General features: G+C 56.2%; 14 protein-coding genes and 1 tRNA gene. 2 read left to right on the top strand and 13 right to left on the bottom strand.

Features of this window, described 5'->3' with window-relative positions:
- Positions 1 to 32: 32 nt before the first annotated feature.
- The gene (locus DM807_RS05300) at positions 33 to 2,330 is read left to right on the top strand and encodes a TonB-dependent siderophore receptor (protein ID WP_179027130.1); all 2,298 of its coding nucleotides are present in this window, start codon (positions 33 to 35) and stop codon (positions 2,328 to 2,330) included.
- A gap of 61 nt (positions 2,331 to 2,391) precedes the next feature.
- Here the strand turns inward: DM807_RS05300 and DM807_RS05295 are convergent, their stop codons facing one another.
- From DM807_RS05295 to DM807_RS05235, 13 genes are all read right to left on the bottom strand, one after another.
- Entirely contained in the window at positions 2,392 to 2,598 is a 207-nt protein-coding gene (locus DM807_RS05295) for a DUF3079 domain-containing protein (protein WP_012270079.1), read from the bottom strand.
- 852 nt (positions 2,599 to 3,450) lie between these two features.
- Entirely contained in the window at positions 3,451 to 4,611 is a 1,161-nt protein-coding gene (locus DM807_RS05290; RefSeq protein ID WP_179027129.1) for a hypothetical protein, read from the bottom strand.
- The gene (locus DM807_RS05285) at positions 4,604 to 6,280 is read right to left on the bottom strand and encodes an AAA family ATPase (protein WP_179027128.1); all 1,677 of its coding nucleotides are present in this window, start codon (positions 6,278 to 6,280) and stop codon (positions 4,604 to 4,606) included. Before DM807_RS05285 ends, DM807_RS05290 begins: the two co-directional genes overlap by 8 nt.
- A gap of 34 nt (positions 6,281 to 6,314) precedes the next feature.
- Positions 6,315 to 7,490 carry a nucleoid-associated anti-phage protein gene (locus tag DM807_RS05280; protein WP_244965010.1) on the bottom strand — a complete coding sequence of 392 codons (1,176 nt, stop codon included), beginning with the start codon at positions 7,488 to 7,490 and terminating at the stop codon, positions 6,315 to 6,317.
- Positions 7,491 to 8,209: 719 nt separating this feature from the next.
- Positions 8,210 to 9,190, bottom strand: coding sequence for an integrase domain-containing protein (locus DM807_RS05275; RefSeq protein WP_179027126.1), 981 nt, complete (start codon positions 9,188 to 9,190; stop codon positions 8,210 to 8,212).
- A gap of 892 nt (positions 9,191 to 10,082) precedes the next feature.
- Positions 10,083 to 11,411 (bottom strand): tyrosine-type recombinase/integrase, encoded by a 1,329-nt coding sequence (locus DM807_RS05270; RefSeq protein WP_179027125.1) that lies wholly within the window; start codon positions 11,409 to 11,411, stop codon positions 10,083 to 10,085.
- 164 nt (positions 11,412 to 11,575) lie between these two features.
- Positions 11,576 to 11,651: transfer RNA gene (locus tag DM807_RS05265), tRNA-Thr, on the bottom strand.
- A gap of 98 nt (positions 11,652 to 11,749) precedes the next feature.
- Positions 11,750 to 11,998 (bottom strand): hypothetical protein, encoded by a 249-nt coding sequence (locus DM807_RS05260; RefSeq protein ID WP_060493557.1) that lies wholly within the window; start codon positions 11,996 to 11,998, stop codon positions 11,750 to 11,752.
- Positions 11,999 to 12,414: 416 nt separating this feature from the next.
- Positions 12,415 to 13,620: a methyltransferase gene (locus DM807_RS05255; protein ID WP_179027124.1), complete on the bottom strand. Its 1,206-nt coding sequence runs from the start codon at positions 13,618 to 13,620 to the stop codon at positions 12,415 to 12,417.
- 64 nt (positions 13,621 to 13,684) lie between these two features.
- Positions 13,685 to 14,374: an ABC transporter permease gene (locus DM807_RS05250; protein WP_012270083.1), complete on the bottom strand. Its 690-nt coding sequence runs from the start codon at positions 14,372 to 14,374 to the stop codon at positions 13,685 to 13,687.
- Positions 14,371 to 15,066, bottom strand: a complete 696-nt coding sequence (locus DM807_RS05245) for an ABC transporter permease (RefSeq protein ID WP_179027123.1) — start codon at positions 15,064 to 15,066, stop codon at positions 14,371 to 14,373. Before DM807_RS05245 ends, DM807_RS05250 begins: the two co-directional genes overlap by 4 nt.
- 54 nt (positions 15,067 to 15,120) lie before the next feature.
- Entirely contained in the window at positions 15,121 to 15,873 is a 753-nt protein-coding gene (locus tag DM807_RS05240) for an ABC transporter substrate-binding protein (RefSeq protein WP_179027122.1), read from the bottom strand.
- An 11-nt stretch (positions 15,874 to 15,884) separates the two neighbouring features.
- Positions 15,885 to 16,658: an ABC transporter ATP-binding protein gene (locus tag DM807_RS05235; RefSeq protein WP_003257472.1), complete on the bottom strand. Its 774-nt coding sequence runs from the start codon at positions 16,656 to 16,658 to the stop codon at positions 15,885 to 15,887.
- 641 nt (positions 16,659 to 17,299) lie between these two features.
- Between DM807_RS05235 and gabP the strand changes: the two genes are divergently transcribed.
- The gene (gene gabP, locus DM807_RS05230; RefSeq protein WP_179027121.1) at positions 17,300 to 18,685 is read left to right on the top strand and encodes a GABA permease; all 1,386 of its coding nucleotides are present in this window, start codon (positions 17,300 to 17,302) and stop codon (positions 18,683 to 18,685) included.
- Positions 18,686 to 18,739 lie beyond the last annotated feature (54 nt).

Raw genomic sequence — 18,739 nt, 5'->3', positions numbered from 1 at the left:
AAAAATCATCTGCAAATACGAAGTCTTCCCAAATGAATCCTATGAGCACCCCGAAAGTCTTCACCCCCAGCAGCCCAAGTGGCAGTCGTCTCAAGCCGCTGGCCTTCTTCGTTGCCGTTGCCATCAGCGGTGGCGCCATGGCTGCCGACGGTAAACCCCTCGAGTTGGATGCCACGCAGATCGAAGACAGCGCGTTACTGCCAGCCGACGATGCCGGCCAGTTGGGCTACACGGTCGAGCGCACTCGCAGCTCCACCGGCCTCGATCTGACGCCGCGACAGACGCCACAATCGGTCACCACCATCACCCGTCAGCAGATGGATGACCGCGACATCCACACCATCGAGCAGGCGCTGCAAACCACGCCGGGCGTAACGGCCAACAAGTCCGAAGTGGGTGGGCGTACCGACTACCGTGCCCGTGGTTACTCGATCAGCAACTGGAAGGTCGATGGCCTGCAGACCCAGGGCGGCTCTGACTTCAGCGGCAGCGGCAATGCGCTGAACATGGATCTGTACGAGCGCATCGACATCGTGCGCGGCGCCAACGGTCTGCTGGGCGGCACCGGCGACCCGTCGGCCACCGTCAATCTGATCCGCAAGGCACCGACCAAAACCTTCGGCGGCAGCGCCTACGCCACCTACGGCAGCTGGGACAAACGCCGTCTGGGTGCCGACCTAAACCTGCCATTGTCCGAAGACGGCCGGCTGCGCTCGCGCTTCGTCATGACCCAGCAGGACGCCAACTCGTTCCGCGACAACCAGTCCGAGCGCTCCCGCGCCGCGCTGGCCAATTTCGAATTCGATCTGGACGAGGCGACCACCCTCGGCGCTGGCTACCAGTACGAGTACAACAAGGTGGTTGGTGGCGGCTGGGGGGCGAACATCCCGCTGTGGTACCGCGACGGCAGCAAGACCGACCTGCCACGTAGCACCAACGTGGTGCCCAGCTGGAGCTTTGGCGAGTACACCACCCGCACTGCGTTCGGCTCGCTGGAGCACCGCTTCGACAACGACTGGACCCTGGACCTGAAAGGCGCCCAGGCCACTACCGAAGCCCTGAACCACCGTGGCCTGGCGAAGGTCAACTCGGCGGGCCGTGGCAGCTACGGCGGCTACTGGGACCAGGATGGCAGCGGCGCCGTGCTCAATGGCCTGCACAGCTCCAGCGACACCACCCAGCAATCGGCGCAAATCGACCTGTCCGGTCCGTTCCAGTTGTTCGGCCGTACCCACCAGGCCATGGTTGGCTACAACGACAGCCGCACGGTGGGCTGGTCGCCGGAATACTCCTGCACCATGGTCGGTGACGGCATGGCCAGCGCGCCTGCTTTGGGCTGCCAGTTCCGCGCCAACAACGGCTTCCCGCTGACCGACTGGCGCAATGGAGTGGATGACGACTACGACATCCTCGCCTCGCGCACCGGCCGCCACAGCAAGACCACCACCCGCCTGCAGGGCATGTACGCCGCCACCCGCCTGAGCGTCACCGACCCGCTGTCGGTGATCGTCGGCGTGCGCACCAGCAACTACTCGTCCGTTACCCGTAGCGTGGCCGGCGTGCGCAGCAGCCAGGAAGAGAACGGCATCGTCACCCCTTACCTGGGTGCGGTGTACGACCTCAACGAGAATTACTCGGTGTATGCCAGCTACACCGACATCTTCACACCGCAAACTTCTGAAACCAGCAGCGGCAGCAAGGTCGAGCCGATTCGCGGGCAAAGCTACGAGACCGGCATCAAAGGTGAGTGGTTCGATGGCCGGTTGAACGCCTCGGCGGCGTACTTCCGCACCAAGCAGGAAAACAAGGCCGTGCTGGATGGCGACCTGACCACCCCGACTGGTGGCAATGCCTACAAGGCCGGTTCCGGGCAGGAAACCGACGGTATCGACCTGGAAGTCGCGGGTGCCCTGAGCCCCAACTGGAACGTGTATGCCGGCTACACCTATCTGCATTTCCGCCGCGTCGACAGCGACGGTCGCAGCGACCCGTCGCACCTGTTCAAGGCCTCGACCACCTACCGCCTGAGCGGCCCGCTCGACCGCCTCACCCTGGGCGCAGGCGTGACCGCGCAAACCAACATTCGCGCCATTTCCAGCCCGGCAGGTCAGCCCACCAATGGCGTGAGCAATGGTGCCACTGACGTGAACTGGTCTGGTTATGCCATCTGGAATGCCATGGCCAAGTACCAGCTGACCGACGACACCAGCGTCAGCCTCAACGCCAACAACCTGTTCGACAAGCACTACTACACCCAGTACGGGTTCTACGCCGGGGCAATCTATGGCGACCCGCGTAACCTTTCGCTGACGGTCAGCACTGCCTTCTGATCAGGCACGGTCAAGTGTAGGAGCGGCCTTGTGTCGCGATGGGCCGCGCAGCGGCCCTTCTTCACCCGGGCTCTGCCTCTTGCCCCCGAACAACCGGCTTCTCCAGCCGGCCCTCCAAGCTCTCCCAATCCTCGCCAAACAGCTCTATCGGATGCATTGTTCGATCTGCACCGTTGCCACAGGCTAGGGCTTTGGCTGGGCAGTAGAGGTCGCAGCCCCAGCAGATACGCTCGGGATGGCTGGGGTTTGTGGGGAATTTCTTGGCCATGGGGTGCTTCCCTCAAGGGCTGCCTGAAAACAGGCTATGCCTCATGGCTGCAGGGAGCTTGATCGAAATCAAACGCTGCAGTAATTGCACGAGCACGCTGAGGGGGAAGGCTGCAGTCTTTTGGCGACTGCAGGGTGTTTGATGTGGGTATTCAAAGAAAAACGGTACAAACAAAAAAGGCCCACCTTTCGGTGAGCCTTTTTGATACTGCGTATGGTGCGGCACCAGACGAACGGTTTCTTGCTGTGAGGGTAGGAGATTTGCGGGAATGGAATTTGGTGGATTTATTGGCGTACCTCATAGGGTAGCTATAAATAAATCAGCTAGTTATGGCGTTTGGTGGAATCGAATCGGGGAGATGCTAATCGCCATTGCTGTTGGGCATGATTCAGGAGTTCAGCCTAGGCAGTGGCAGATGGGGTGGTTTCGCCTCGATAGTCAGCATCGACGGCCTTCGTTGGCAGCTTTGCGGGGCATCTAAATGACGAGGCGGGCATCGGAGACGTGCCTCGGTGAGATCGTTTGCAACTGGCAGGATTCAGCCGAAGGTACTATTCACGAAGGAATGGACCCAACCGTATATGCAGCAATCGAGTTTTCAGACGGAGGTATATACATACGCTTTGAGCAATTGTGAGAGTTTGACTTTCAAAAAGCGCATGTACAAAGCTAAGCTAGGCGGTCCAAAGGGTTGGGCAAATGTAGAAGTTGTCCGTTACTCTTGTGATGCTTTTGTTTTCGACAAGTATTTACCGACATATTCAAGAGAGAAAAATTCTAGAGTTATCTCTAGTATAGAGATCGCATTATTTAAAATTTCACTCTGCTAGCCCCCGTGGTGCGCAAATTCTCTTAAGGGAATAATATAATTTCTTTGCCAGCAAACTGATTGATTGAATCAGTCTTGAATTTCTTGTGCCGCTCTCGATGAGCTGGCTTGTCAGCCTTGATCAATCCTTTCATTAATGCACTTTTGATCTGCGGATTATTGCAACCGATAATGAGCTCAACCGTGCCCGCCGCATCAGCCACCCAAGTTTTAATTTCATCACTATTCTCATAATTATGACTGATCTCAAACTCGGATAAATTTAAATCTAGTTTGCCGCCCTGTTCCAAGACACGTACTGAGAAGTTATCCTCCGTAACTACCTCTCCAAATGGAGAGTTTAGATGGAATACACGAGACGGGCCGACACCTCTGACAAAAGGATGCTCGTATTCAATCATATCCTTATTTCCTTTGTAGGATTGATTGCAGGTCTTGCCCGCTGGAATTAAATTGGATAACGTCACAGCCAGGAACGGAAATTTAGTTTTTGGATAGAAGTGATCAAGATCCGTTCTAAATTTTACACGATCCCCTTTTGTTTGTATGGGTTCATCATTGCAATACAGACAAATGTGTATCTTCCACTCGTCAGTAATGTCGTGGCCGATATCCGAGGAAAGTGCCGAGTAGCTGAAAACCTTCTCGAAATCGTTGATCCAGTCATAAAATAAATCTTTAAATTTTTCTGTCGCTAGATTTTCTCCCTGCGCGGCTTTAACTATGTCCGCTAGGATGCTTCTTTTAGTAGAATAGTTTTCGGCCGCTTTCAGCGAATTCAATAAGTGATTTATATAAGTCAGCTGCGGCTTAGAAATTGGCTCTAAGTAAGCGATTGCCTGCGCCGACAATTCATCTAAAATAGCCTTCTCTTCACGCGTTTGGGCACGATATTTATCGACGTCTGGAGGGATGGGAGCATTTTTTATGAGATATGCTGGCCAATATCTATCTGCTAGTTCTGGGAAGTTCTCATATATATCATATATATGGCCAAGAATTTCGCATGGTTGGCAGCTCAATAACTCATGTATTTTGGCTTCATCAAAAAAGCCAAATCTAGCTTGATGCTCCACTGGAAGCGTAAGAATATACGCATTCATTTTTTGCTTAGCTCTAGCAATAACGTGAAGGTCGTACTTGGCCTTAAGGTCGGCGCTAGGCAAGAAGTCGAATTTAATCATTCTGCAGAAGGTACTCCCTGACAAATTTGTTCCCCATCCCTTTGATTAGCTCCTTATCTAAAGAGCTTAATTTCTGAGATTCGGATTTCTCTACAAGCGAGACAATGGCTTTCCTCGAGTGCTCGCCGACCGTCGCGGTTAAGTGCATTCCATCAATGAACAAATTTGTAATGTTGGTTCCAAAGCCAAGTGATTTTTTAACCTCAATCTTACCGCTGGCATTTTTTGCTAACGACACAATGTCTTGCGGTAAAAAATCACTTACAATAATGGGAGAGTGAGTGGTTATTATTATCTGCGGTCGCGCGCCCTTCCAATCCAATCTATATAGCAACTCAAGGTAGGAGTCAAGAAAGCCTCGTTGCCACTCGGGGTGAAGGTAAAGGTCTGCCTCATCGATAACTATTACATAGCTTGCATTTTTTGATTTTTTTGCGCAGTTGTAAGTCTCGGAGAAAAGATGAGTATAAGCCATTTCTCCCGTGCTAATACCACGCCAACCCCAATTTATATTTGAAAGTATATTTCTCGGGAGTCTTGTGGATAAATAAACCGCTTTGCTTGCGAACGAGAATTCGTCTACTAGAACAATCAAGGATTCGCTTTCGTCGACAGATATGCGGCGACCGGAAGCTAAGACGTCAGAAATGTCGCGAAGAGACTCTAAGCATTCAGAATAAATCGCTTGCATCCTATTGATGTCAACGTCGATTGAGCTAATGGAGTGGATGCCTCCGTCTTGCTTATCTTTGATAAATACGTCCCAGTTTTCATCATACCTTAGAGCTTCTAGTGACTGAGAAATACTGCCCCGAAAATCTAAATTGCCGATAGCAAGCGCGTTCATGAAATGTACATGCAGGACAGCCAATACTACTGGGCGTGCAGCGCCTGAGCTTGCTGCGAGCTCGACAATAATTGATGTCGATAGCGCTGAAACTAGAAACTCAAATATATCCTCCCGACCACTTAGGTTCGGTGTCTTCCTCTTCTCCTGGACAGTCTTGTAGGCACTCTCTAGTTCTACCTGTCGATTAGGATGGTACATATCAGGTCGAACTAACGACTTCATGCGTCTAAATGAGTTCTGAAATCTGAACTCAAAACCAACATCCTGAACAATATTATTGCTTGATTGGCTCCATCTAAGGTAGCCAAGCAAGTTATCAAAGTACATTTTCTTTCGGCTAGCACCAGTAGTATAGTGCTCCAATGACCTTTCTTGAATCAGAGAGTGCTTGTATTTCCTTTCGTACCCCAATCTAGATTGAGCTGCTGATACGTTATTTATTTTGACCAGGACAGTGTTAAATAATTTTGCGAACGCCTCGTAGTCATCATGTTTTTCGATTGGTTCTGGGCAGTGGACTATTTGGTAGTTAATTTGGCAAACGTGAATTTTTGAACTTTCATCCAAGAAAATGAGGGCTCCGCTGGAGTCTATTGGGAAGTAAGCAGATTCTAGGAAGTCTAGAATCGTACTTTTCCCAACTCCATTAGCTCCGATGATCGCAGAGCAGTGATACCCATTGTAATAGCTGGAGGTGTCAATCCTATACTCTACGCTGAGATTATGTCCGTTAACATCAAATACGGTTTCCCCACCTAGGGAAACATTTAAATTTCGAACGCCCTTATGTTCGTTTATATAAATATGAACCAGTTTCATAGGCAGATCTAACTCGCCGAATTATTGATGTTTACTAGGGTTGATCGTTGTCGGCGGTATCTGTTAGCTGCTGGACTAGTTTTGCTTTTTCACCGAGGATCTTTTTGATGACCTCTCGCGCCTGAGGAGTGAGTGGTATATTGATGCTGGTAAGGTCTTCATCTACCGTTATAATTTTTTTGTTTTCAGCGTCAGCGTAGCTAATGGCCTGAAGATTAACGCTACACTTAAATCCAACTTGAGGGTCGGTGATGTCTACACTTTGCAAAAGTTGTGCGCTTACACGGGTTGGCTGAAATCGCTCGCTAATCGTATAGCCGCCATCGTTTACAAAGCCACTAAAGCTATCTATCTTATTTGAGCCCAAAGGTAGGGAGTCATTTATTACCTTCTGAATGTCCTGAATAGACACAGAGATATTTCTTTTTGCGGCAACCACAAGATGCATAGTTACTCCATCTACGATCTTTAGGCGCCGCGCCTCTGGAATAGAGGGGTCGTTTAAGAAGTCTAATACAGCGGCACGCACCTGCTCCACACTATCTCGATTAGGTATGTGATCAGCACACCCAAAAGCGTCTTTCAAAAATGCACTCTTTGATTTTCCGGAAATGAACTTTAAATATGCATCTCCGTCATTTTTAGGGAAGGTCTCTTTGAATAGGGTTAAGTCGAACATTGCCGCATGGCGAAGCTCGCTAGTATTTATGCTAGTCAGATCTATTGGTTGGAGGTCGGAATCGAAGTCAAATCCATCTTGCTTACCCACAAGCACAGCCAGAAATCTACCGACATCATCGGCATCGTTCTGGGTCTTGTAATGGACCATTACCAAGTGGCCCAAAGTCAAAGTCCCACGAGTGGGTAAGTTAGCCTCATCGCAAGCGTTGTCAACAAACGCCTTAACAAGCTGCTCGAATTGGATTTCTCCATCTACAAATTTCTGCAGAACTATTGGAGCCATATGTTGACTTTTGGGAGAGAAGTAACCGTGAAATTTATTGTTTTTTGCAAACTTTCTCTCGATTACGTTGACAAAGTCTAGCGCCGTATCTTTTCTAAGGTCCCAATTTTTTCCTATCTTTGCATCGTAATATGTCAATGCTCCGTTCTGAATTTTGAATAGATCTGCTGTAACTGCATTCAAGACGATCATCTGGTTTAGTGATGATTGAGTAGCGTTTGTTGAAACAATCTTTTCTTCAGGCATATTCAAGATAAATTCCTTTTTAAAAAGCTTTAAAATTAAGGGCTAGACGCCGGAAAGGGTGAAGCGAGCGGTATCAAGCGGACGCTCCATGATAGCCATGTCGAAGCGAGAATAGCCTTTTGCCTTCATCACGCCAATGCCTACTTGGCGGCCTCATGAGGTTCTTCATGCCGCGCCTAGCGGCCTGCCGGGACCTTAGAACCGTTGCGGGTGGGCTCCGTATTCCAGCGTGCAGTGCTGCTCAGCTCATCTGTCAATGTGTAGCTATTCTACCGTGATGCTGGTGCACCAATCGGTAGGGGCGCGTTCTTGTTAAGGTGCTCAACGGTCACGCGGCAGGTTCTTGAAATGACGGAAGGATCGAAGGGGCGCTTCTGCCGATTTCGGCAATGGTATTGGGCAGCAATAGCTCTATTTCGGTCTGTCTCGATGAAGCGCTGTATCTACTCAAAGGCCGAACGCCCACGACTCCCCCAAGCGTCGAACGATCAGTTTGACGGTGAGTAGATAATAATATCGCGTGTCATCACTACACTGTTTCAAGCGATTCTTCAAAAACCAATCGAGATGCTTCCTCTGCCAACCCCAAGGCGTCTTTCGCTGCCACCGCCCAGCTATAGCCGCCTGGATAGCTCTTGCCTGCCGCAAGTGCCGCTTCCGAGTCGCATGTGACCCCTTTAGTACGCCAGCCAAGAACACCTCCATATCAAACGCTTTGGTCATACCTGTCCCCCAATGTAGGCCGCGACCACATCGATCCGGCTATGCCCCAGCTCTTGGCTGATCTGCATTCGAGCCTCACGGTCGAGGCGCGGATCTATGGCATAGCAATGACCACCATTAAGCGGTGCAGCATGCTGGGTAATCTGCTCGTAGCGCTCACAGGCATAAGCCGCGCGCAACTCATGAAATCCATTCAGGGCGCTCTTATGCAGGACTTCTCGTGATGCCTCGGCTACTCGTTGCAATACGTTCGCATAGCTCTCGCTTGGCGTGATCAAGTTACGGCTACCGTTCGGCGACACCTTTACCGCAAACCTCAGTGCATCCCGAATATGTTCATCAACTGCAATCCATCGTGGGGCTGAAGCACCACCTCGGCCGCCTTTGGTGCCATCCTGGATGTTGATTTTGCCTAGGTCTTTAGCCTCACGGCTCAGCCGTGGCAAGTCGGCTAGGATGGCCTCACGCAAGCGCATGCCGGTGGCTCGTGCCAATAGAACGATCGCTGCGGCTCGCAGCTGATCACGACCACAAAGCGCGTCGACGATCTGCTTAATCTGTTTGCGGCCTTGGCCCTGCGGCACCGACTGCCGAACCCCGGTGCGCTGCATTCCCAACGCCTTGCTCGGGCTGGGCAATTTCACATGCTGATCACCGCGAAGCGCCGCCATGGTCCTGTTAACGCTGGATAGGCGGTTTTGTGCAGTGCTCACAGCGAGGTCACCGCGCCTAACCACGTCGCGCAGATACGCCGCGTAGTCGGCCAATACCTTTCGATCGATCTGCCGCGCATCATTGATACCGGGCCCCTGTTCGGAGCGGCACCACTTTACGAATGCCAACCACCGGTCACAGTGCGCTTTGACCGTTCCGTAATGGCCACCGCCGAACATATCTTTCAGTGCCTGCGGCCCTGCATAGCTCAATTGCCTGCCGTAGCCAAAATTGCGGCCGTCGCGCCTACCCACCAATGCCATGTCTGTCACCTCATCGTTCGTTCTCCGATCCTCGCCCCACGTCATCCCGCCAAGAATGCTGAGTGTTATCAGGGATCAAGGCCCCTGCGACCTGTGGGGATGTCCTCTAACGCGGGACTGGCGGCTCTTTACGACCAAGAGCAAGGGCATCTCATGATCTGGCCTCCTGAGCACCGTTACCGGTGGGCGGGTGGAGGCTGCATTGGCTGACGAGACCAATGCCGCGAGATCCTGAGCCAGGTGCAAGCAGCAAAGCGATGACCGGGGCATGCCTGACTGTCAGTCAGGTGCAGTCCATTCCTTGGTCTGCGGCACCATCATCTACATGGCTGTTGCTGGTGACATCGGCGTTTGTCACGCCAATTGTCACGAGGAGAATTGCCGCAAAGCCATGTGCGATCAGGGCTGCAGCAGTGGTAGAAGTGCCCGTCTCTTTCCAGAGAAAGAGACGGGCACAGGTTGGCGCAGGATTCGGCCAAGCGGATAGGTTGCTGCAGGGCAGCGAGGTACGGTGTATCTGGCGCACGAGCGCTATATGTGTAAGAGCATCCATCACATGGGTAGTGACCGGGCGAGCTGCCGGATGCGAATCGCCTTTGGGGAGAACCACCGCGAGAGCGGCGTGACCTTGAAGGTTCGGGTCACCTGGGGTGCTGCCTAAGGCAGCGGTTGCACGGTCAGTTCTACGCCTGTGGATAATTTTGGTCAACGCCCCATTCCTCGTGGCCTCTGGGGCTGTGCATGAAATTATCCACCGGTGGAAATCAGTGGTATCCAAAGGATTTGTGTCGGCTTTTAGCTTTGCAAAGCGAGGTCCATCCAAACAGGGCGGCTTTGCAGCCCTGTTTGGATGGACCCGAATTAAAGAGCGGCCAACGGTGATCTGGAGGGTTCACCGACGATTGAATGCGCCACGCCCACTTGGCAATGGAGTGATGTTGTCGCCAGATGGATGGGCGAACTCGTGTGGGGTGACATGCCCGGATCTGTTGGCATCGATGTAATTGCTCCACCACGCCATGATCAGCCGACGCTGCTCCAGAAATTCGGCCTTGTGGATATAGGCGGCGCGGACGCGATTGCGTTCCTTATGGCTCATCTGCCGCTCAATAGCCGCGTCTGTCCAGAGCCCTGACTCCAGCAAGGCGCTACAGGCCATTGTCCTGAATCCATGCCCGCATACTTCCTTGGATGTGTCATAGCCAACGTTGCGCAGCACTTGGTTAACCGTGTTCTCCGACATTGGTCTCCAGTACTTGTGGTCACCGGGCAGCACCAGTTCGGAGAAGCGACTCAAGCCGCGTAGCCGCTCAAGGATCGCGATGACTTGGGGTGATAGCGGCACCATCTGTATGTCTCCGCTCATCTTGGTGCCACGGGTGGAATTGCGCACGCCGTCGATTGGCTTGCGGGTGTCGGGGATTTCCCACATCGCCCTTTGCAGGTCGAACTCATCCCATCGCGCAAAGCGCAGTTCGCTGGAGCGCACGAACACGTGCAGCGTCAGCAATACAGCCAGCTTGGTTAGCTCACGGCCGTTGTAGTTGTCGATCCGGCTGAGTAGTTCGGGGAGGCGGTTGAGTGAGAGGGCAGGGCGGTGCACGGTGCGCGGGGCATGAATCGACCCTGCCAGATCGAGCGCCGGATTCTGGCTGATCCGCCGCGCCCGCTTCGCGCCCCGCATGATCGTGGAGAGATAGTTCTGCACGCGCAGGGCGACGTCCATGGTGCCGCGATCTTTGATACGCAGAGTGACCTCAAGCAGGTCATGAGTATCGAGTTCAGCAATGGGGCGTTGGCCGATCAGGGGGAAGACATGGGTGCGCAACCGACTCATGACAGTCTTGGCGTGTCCCTCCGTCCAGCGGCGGGACATTTCGGAGTGCCACTCCAGGGCGACGGTTTCAAAAAGCAGGGAAGCTCGTTGAGCCGCTAGCTTCGCTTTCTTCTTCTCTTCCATTGGGTCGAGGTTGTCGAGCAGTAGGGCCTTGGCTTCATCGCGCTTGGTCCTCGCAACGGCCAGCGAGATGATGGGGTAGTTGCCGATGATCAGCGTGCCTTCCTTGCCGCTGGGCTTGAGGTAGCGCAATCGCCACGTTTTCACGCCATTGGGTTTCACGAAGAGGTACATGCCGCCACCGTCGAATAGCTTGTAGGCACGTTCGCGAGGTTTCGCCGTACGGCATTTGAGGTCGCTGAGAGGAACGGCTAGGCGTGGCATAAGGGTACGTTCTCCATGCAGGCAAGACGCTGTACCCTAAAAATACCCCCGGGGATGGGGTATTTTGTTGGATCCCGACGGAGGGTCCTGGAACGAAAAAACCCGCCAAAGGGCGGGTTTTAGGGGCTTCCAAGGCATTCGGTGGAATGCGATGGAGCTGGATATGGTGCCGGCACCAGGAATCGAACCCGGGACCTACTGATTACAAGTCAGTTGCTCTACCATCTGAGCTATACCGGCAATGGGGCGTCATTATAGCGATCGTTTGGCGCCTGTAAACCACTTCCTTGCGATTGTTCGCAAAAGACCTAAGTTACCGGCCCAAAAGGAGAATTTTCTTACCAGCCGCGGTGGATGGTGTTGACGCTTGGCTCGCTTTTGCCTGGGTTGAAGAACAGCTTGTCATTGTCGCAGCCGCGCTTGCGGCAAGGGCTTTCGGTGCGCAGGGGCAGGCCGTTGTCGCCGCCCAGCTGCATGCCGGGGTGGTTCCAGCCCAGGTTGCTGTTGGAGTGGGGCGCGGTGCCGTTGGTGCAGCCGGTCAGGGCCAGAGCGAAGGTCAACAGGGCGAGGGGGGTGGCTCGGGTCACGATGGTCAAGTCCGTTGGTCCATTGTCGGTTCTGGCGCAACGCCAGAAGGTCGCGGGGCTGGCGGGCAGCGCGCGACGTCACTTTTTAATGATTTGGGGGGCGGATGATACACCGTTACGGCGGTTGGGCATTAGCCTTGTGTTACCTGTCAGGCGCTCTTCGCGGGAATTCTCACACCCACAAATGACCGCGCAAACAGCGCTTGCATCAACCACAAGAAATGTTTATGCACAAGTGGCATTGCCGACTTGCGCGAAAGGCATGCCGGATCGCTACGCCGCTGGTCTTTGCGCAAACGCCTGTTTTTGTTGGGCTTGACGCGTAAGCTGGAATAAGCCAAGCGCTTGAAATAGCGCTTGGCTCCAACAGGTAATCACAAGCTTGTTCACAGACTTATCCACAGGATGTGCTGCGGCTAACGGTCGCGTTCCGCAAGGATGAGCAGGTTGCGCGGGGTCAGTGGGTAGTCGCAAAACAGGCCAAGGCGCACCTCATAGCCTTGTTCTTCGAGAAACAGGGCGCGATCGAGCACCAGCCATAGTTCCAGCGGCCGGCGGAATAGGTTGCGCACGCGCTCCAGGTTGCGTACCTCGGCCAGGCGCTGCCAGCCCGCGGCCTCCAGGGCGGCCCAATCCGGGTTGCCGTGCAAAGGCAGTTGTTTCAGATCTGCCAGGTCGCGGCAGTAGTGCTCGAAAGGCTTTTCCAGCCAGGCTACCGGCAGCGACGGCGTCGGCAGGTATTCGCTGCTCTGGCGCTGCTGGCGTTGTAGCAGGTCGAAGCCCAGGCGCCGGGCCATCGAGGTGTCGCGCTGGCGCCGCACGCGGGCGCCAGCGGTGACGGTTTCGCTCAAGGGCAGGCCCAGGTCGTCCAGCGACAGCTGCAGGCTGGACGCTTGCGCGGCTGTGGATAACGCCTGGTATTGCTGCACGGCTGTGCGGTTGTAGCAGCAGGGGGCTACGGCCAACTGCCGGCAACCTTGCCGGCTGGCCAGTTGCATCAGGCGTACATGCAGGTCGCCACAGGCGTGCAGGGCGACCACGCTCTTGTCGCCTGCCAGGTGGCGGACGCTGTCGCTGGCCATCACATCCTGGTGCACATGCTGCGCTGGCACGTGGTGGTGCGCGCTCAGGGCCTGGCCGGCGGCGACCAGGTCGGCGTCGTACTCAAGGCAGGTCAGTTGCTGGCCGGGTTGCAACAGGCGGCGGCCCAGGTGGCCTTTGCCGGAGCACCAGTCCAGCCAGTGTTGCGGCGGTTCACGGAAGGCCAGGTGGCTGGCGAAAGCTTCGATCTGCTGCCATTTGCGGCCGGGGACAGCAACGTCCAGGCGGTGGGCGGCGGAGGGTAGAGCGCTCTGAGGGAGGCTGCCAAGGGTGGAGAGCTGCTGGGCTTGCTGGGCCAGTTGCGGGAATGGGGCGGGCAAGTGGTCAGCGGTGCTATCGGCTTCGGCGTCTGCCAGGGAGCATTGGCGCAGGTGGGTGGCCAGTTCGGGGTGGGTGGTTTCCCAGCCCAGGTGCAGGGTAGTGAAGGGGCGGGGTTTCCACAGCTGTTGGTGCTCGATCAGGAACTGGTCGAGTGCCTGGAAGCGGGTGCTTAGGTGGTGGCTGTGGAGGTGACTGGGCATGGGAGGACGTGTGTTGGGTTTTAGGGCCTCTTCGCGGTTGCACCCGCGAAGAGGCCGGGACGGCTCAGCGGCCTTGGCAGGCATCCACGCGCAACCAGCGCTCCAGCAGCTTGAAGCCCTGCACCAGCAAGAACGAGATCACCAGGTAGAACACCCCGGCCGCGAAGAAGATTTCCACCGGCAGGTAGGTCCGCGCAATGATGGTACGGGCCATGCCGGTCAGTTCCAGCAGGGTCACGGTACTGGCCAGGGCGCTGGCCTTGAGCATCAGGATCACTTCGTTGCTGTACGCCGGCAGGCCGATGCGCGCAGCACGTGGCAGCATGATGTAGAACAGTGCCTTGCCCCGTGACATGCCCAGCGCGCGTGCCGCTTCGATCTCGCCCTTGGGGATCGACTGCAGCGCGCCACGCAGGATCTCGGCGATGTACGCGGCGGTGTGCAGGGTCATGGTCAGCACCGTGCACCAGAACGGATCGCGCAGGTACGGCCACAGCGAGCTGGAGCGCACGGCATCGAACTGCGCCAGGCCGTAGTAGACCAGGAACAGCTGCACCAACAGTGGCGTACCACGGAAGAAGAAGATGTAGCTGAACGGCACCGCACGCACGTACCAATGGCGTGAGGAGCGGGCGATGCCCAGCGGGATGGCCAGGATCAACCCGGCAACCACGGCAATGGCCACCAGCTCCAGGGTAAGGGTTGCGCCTTCGGCCAGGCGTGGCAGCCATTTGAAGATGACTTCCCAATTCATGATTCGGCCCTCGCAAAGCCGCGAGCGGCGCGTTTTTCCATGAAGTGCATGCCGGTCATGGCAAGGACGGTCAGGCCCAGGTAAATGCAGGCCGCGACCATGTAGAAGGTGAACGGCTCTTTGGTCACGGTCACGCCTATCTGCGAATGACGCATGATCTCTTCAAGGCCGATTACCGACACCAGTGCGGTGTCCTTCATCAGGATCATGAACAGGTTGCCAAGGCCGGGCAGGGCGATGCGCCACATCTGCGGGAGGATGATCCGCGACAGGATGCGGCCCTTGGACAGGCCCAGTGCCAGGCCCGCTTCACGGTGGCCCTTGGGAATCGCCAGGATGGCGCCACGGAACACCTCGGTGGCATAGGCGCCGAAGCACAGGCCCAGGGCGATCACGCCGGCCGCGAAGGCACTCAGCTCAAGGCCAGGCATGTTCAGGGCTTCGCCGAGGCTGTTCATCAGCCCGACGGTGCCGAAATAGATAAGCAGCACCCACAGCAGTTCGGGCACGCCGCGAACCAGGGTCGAGTAAAAGCCGCCAAGCCATTGCAGCGGCTTGAGCGGGGAGGTCTTGGCCAGGGCGCCGAGCAGGCCCAGCACCAGCCCCAGCAGCAAGGCGCAAAGCGCCAGTTTTACGGTCATCAAGGTGCCGGCCATCATGGCCGGACCGAATCCGTGCAGGTCGATATTCATGGGCAGGTCATTCTAGGGACTGGCGCGCCGCAAGGGCGCGCCGGTCAGGGCGGGTCATTCGATGCTGAACGGGAAGTACTTGTCGTTGATCTTCTTGTACGTGCCGTCGGCTTTGATTTCTGCCAGGGCTTTGTTCAGGTCGTCGCGCAGCTTGGTGTCACCTTTGCGCACGGCAATGCCGATCTTGTCGCTGTCCATCACCGGCTCGCCCTTGAACTCGAACTTCGAGCCGTCTTTGCTCTTCAGCCACTCGTACTGTACGTACTTGTCGGCCAGGATGCCGTCGATGCGGCCGGACACCAGGTCCAGGTAGGCGTTTTCTTGGGTGTCGTACAGCTTCACGTCGACGCCCTTGAAGTTGTCTTCAAGGTAGGTGCCGGCCAGGGTGGCGCGCTGGGTGCCGATTACCTTGCCTTTCAGCGACTCTTTGTCAGTTTTGAAATCGACGTTTTTCGGCGCGATGAACTGCAGCTTGTTGGAGTAGTACGGCTCGGTGAAGTCCACGGCCTGCTTGCGCTCGTCGGTGATCGACAGCGACGACACCAGGAAGTCGAACTTCTTGGCATTCAGGGCCGGGATGATGCCGTCCCAGTCGGAGGTAACGACCGAGCATTCGACTTTCATCTTGGCGCACAGGGCGTCACCGATGTCTTTGTCGAAACCAACCACGTTACCGCTGGCATCCTTGTTGTTGAACGGTGGGTAGGCGGCTTCGATACCCATGCGCAGTTTTTCTGCGGCCATGGCGTTTGCCGACATCACCAGCGTGGCAGCAGCTGCCAGGAGGAACTTCTTGTAAGTGTGCATGTATTGCTCCGTTAGCGGTGGCTGGACATGAATTGCTTGCAACGCGCCGAGGTCGGGTTTTCGAAGACCTGCTGCGGCGATCCCTGCTCTTCGACCAGGCCTTGGTGCAGGAAGACGACTTCACTGGACACATGGCGGGCAAAGCTCATCTCGTGCGTCACCAGCAGCATGGTACGGCCTTCTTCGGCCAATGCGCGGATAACGTTTAGCACTTCCTGGACCATTTCCGGATCGAGCGCCGAGGTGGGCTCGTCGAACAGGATCACTTTGGGCTTCATGGCCAGGGTACGGGCAATGGCGGCGCGCTGTTGCTGGCCACCGGAAAGCTGGGCGGGGTAGCTGTGGCGCTTGTCGTAGATGCCGACCTTGTTCAGCAGCGCTTCGGCGGCTTCGATGGCCTCGGCCTTGCTTTGGCCGAGCACGCGGCGTGGCGCCTCGATGATGTTGTCGAGGATCGACATGTGCGGCCACAGGTTGAAGTTCTGGAAGACAAAGCCGATTTCGCTGCGCAGGCGATTGATCTGGCGGTTGTCGGCTGCGACCAGGTCGCCGTTCTTGGCGGCCTTGAGCTTGAGGGCTTCGCCGGCGACCAGGATTTCGCCCTGGTGCGGGTTCTCGAGCAGGTTGATGCAGCGCAGCAGGGTGGACTTGCCGGAGCCGGACGACCCCAGGATGGAGATCACGTCACCGTCGCGTGCGGTCAGCGAAATGCCCTTGAGAATTTCCTGCTCGCCGTAGCGTTTGTGCAGATTGCGGATTTCCAGCGCGGGCGTGGCCTGAGCCATGTGCGGTCCTCATGTGTTCGGGTGCGTTCCCAGCTATTGGCGGCCTTCCTGGCGTGCGCCAAGCTAGCATAGCGGCATTATGACGGCCAACAGGGTCGCCGGGGACTGTGGGCACTGGTGGGGCAGTTTGTCGCATCGCTACAGCGTAACGTCGCGCAGATGTCCGCGAAGGTGTCGCCCAGCACCAGAGCCTTGATGAAAAAAGGCGCGATGGTGCCACCTTTGGGCCGCTCATGGAAGCGGTTTTGGCCCATTGGCGGGGTAAAGCCGACCTTTAGGTCAAACGATTCCAGTGGGGGCAGGTTTACCCGCGAATGCGTCGCTAGCTTTAAAGGTTGTACCTCAAGGTTGCACTTTTTTGCATTGCGGTGGTGCACAGGTGTTACCGGGGAGCACCTGTGGTGCATTTGTAAGTGGGTATTTCAGTAATCCGATGATTTGGTGCTCTTTCGGTCAAGTCTTGGCCGAAAGCCCTCCAAGCCGCGTCCTAAAAGGCCCGCAGAAACTTCTGACGAATGCATTCAGCACATGGCGCGCTTATTGCCAGTAGGAAACCGCCGATTGCAGCGACGCCTAGGCCAACCCTTGGTGCGCTTTGTACCCGCAGTCGGAGTGGTCCACTCCTTACAAAGGTAGTTTCAATGAGCGGTAACAATTCCAATGACCTCGCTCAGGGGCTCAAACAACGGCATGTGACCATGCTGTCCATCGCTGGCGTCATCGGTGCCGGCCTGTTCGTAGGCTCCGGCCACGCCATCGCAGCTGCCGGCCCTGCCGTGCTGCTGGCATATGCCGCCGCCGGTACCCTGGTGGTGCTGGTGATGCGCATGTTGGGTGAAATGGCTGTCGCCTCGCCTGACACCGGTTCGTTCTCCACATATGCCGACCGCGCCATCGGGCGCTGGGCCGGTTTCACCATTGGCTGGCTGTACTGGTGGTTCTGGGTGCTGGTGATACCGCTGGAGGCCAATGCCGCCGCAGCCATCCTGCATGCGTGGTTCCCTGCGGTCGACCTGTGGGCATTCTCCCTCATCATTACCTTGGCGCTGACGCTGACCAACCTGTGCAGCGTTAAGAACTACGGTGAGTTCGAGTTCTGGTTCGCCCTGCTCAAGGTGCTGGCGATCATCGGCTTCATCGCCGTGGGCTGTGCTGCCTTGTTCGGCTTCGTGCCAAACAGTCAGGTGAGCGGTGCCAGCCACCTGTTCGATACCCAAGGCTTCATGCCGAACGGCCTGGGCGCTGTGCTGGCCGCGATGCTGACCACCATGTTCTCGTTCATGGGTACTGAAATCGTCACCATCGCCGCTGCCGAGTCGAAGGACCCGGGCAAGCAGATCAGCCGTGCCACCAATTCGGTGATCTGGCGTATCTGCCTGTTCTACCTGGTGTCGATCTTCCTGGTCGTCGCCTTGGTGCCTTGGAACGACCCAGCGCTGGCCGAAACCGGTTCCTACCAGACCGTGCTGAGCCGTATCGGCGTACCGAATGCCAAGCTGATCGTCGACATCGTGGTGTTGATCGCAGTGACCAGCTGCCTGAACTCGGCGCTGTACACTTCGTCGCGTATGCTGTTCTCGCTGAGCAAGCGTGGCGACGCACCGGCCATCGCCCAGCGCACCACCAAGGCGGCTACCCCGCACGTGGCGGTTTTGCTGTCCACGGCAGCGGCGTTCCTTTGCGTGTTCGCCAACTTCGTGGCCCCGGCCCAGGTGTTCGAGTTCCTGCTGGCCAGTTCGGGCGCCATTGCGCTGCTGGTGTACCTGGTGATTGCCGTGTCGCAGTTGCGCATGCGTGCCCAGCGTGAAGCCCGCGGCGAGAAAATCACATTCAAGATGTGGCTGTTCCCGGGCCTGACCTGGGCGACCATTGCCTTCATCGTTGCCATTCTGGTGGTAATGGCGTTGCGTGAAGATCACCGCGCCGAAATCATCGCGACTGCGCTGCTGAGTATTGGTGTGGTGGCAGCTGGCTTGCTGGTGCACCGCAAGCGTGAGGCTGCCGGACGGGTGGTGCTGGATAACTGATCCGCGCTGGCTGAAATGAAAAGGCCGTGCCCTGTGAGGGGCACGGCCTTTTTC

The organism is Pseudomonas hunanensis (genome assembly GCF_013393325.1).
Classification (GTDB): domain Bacteria; phylum Pseudomonadota; class Gammaproteobacteria; order Pseudomonadales; family Pseudomonadaceae; genus Aquipseudomonas; species Aquipseudomonas putida_P.
The sequence above is the reverse complement of the archived record's forward strand: the minus strand, read 5'-3'. Positions and strand labels throughout refer to the sequence as shown.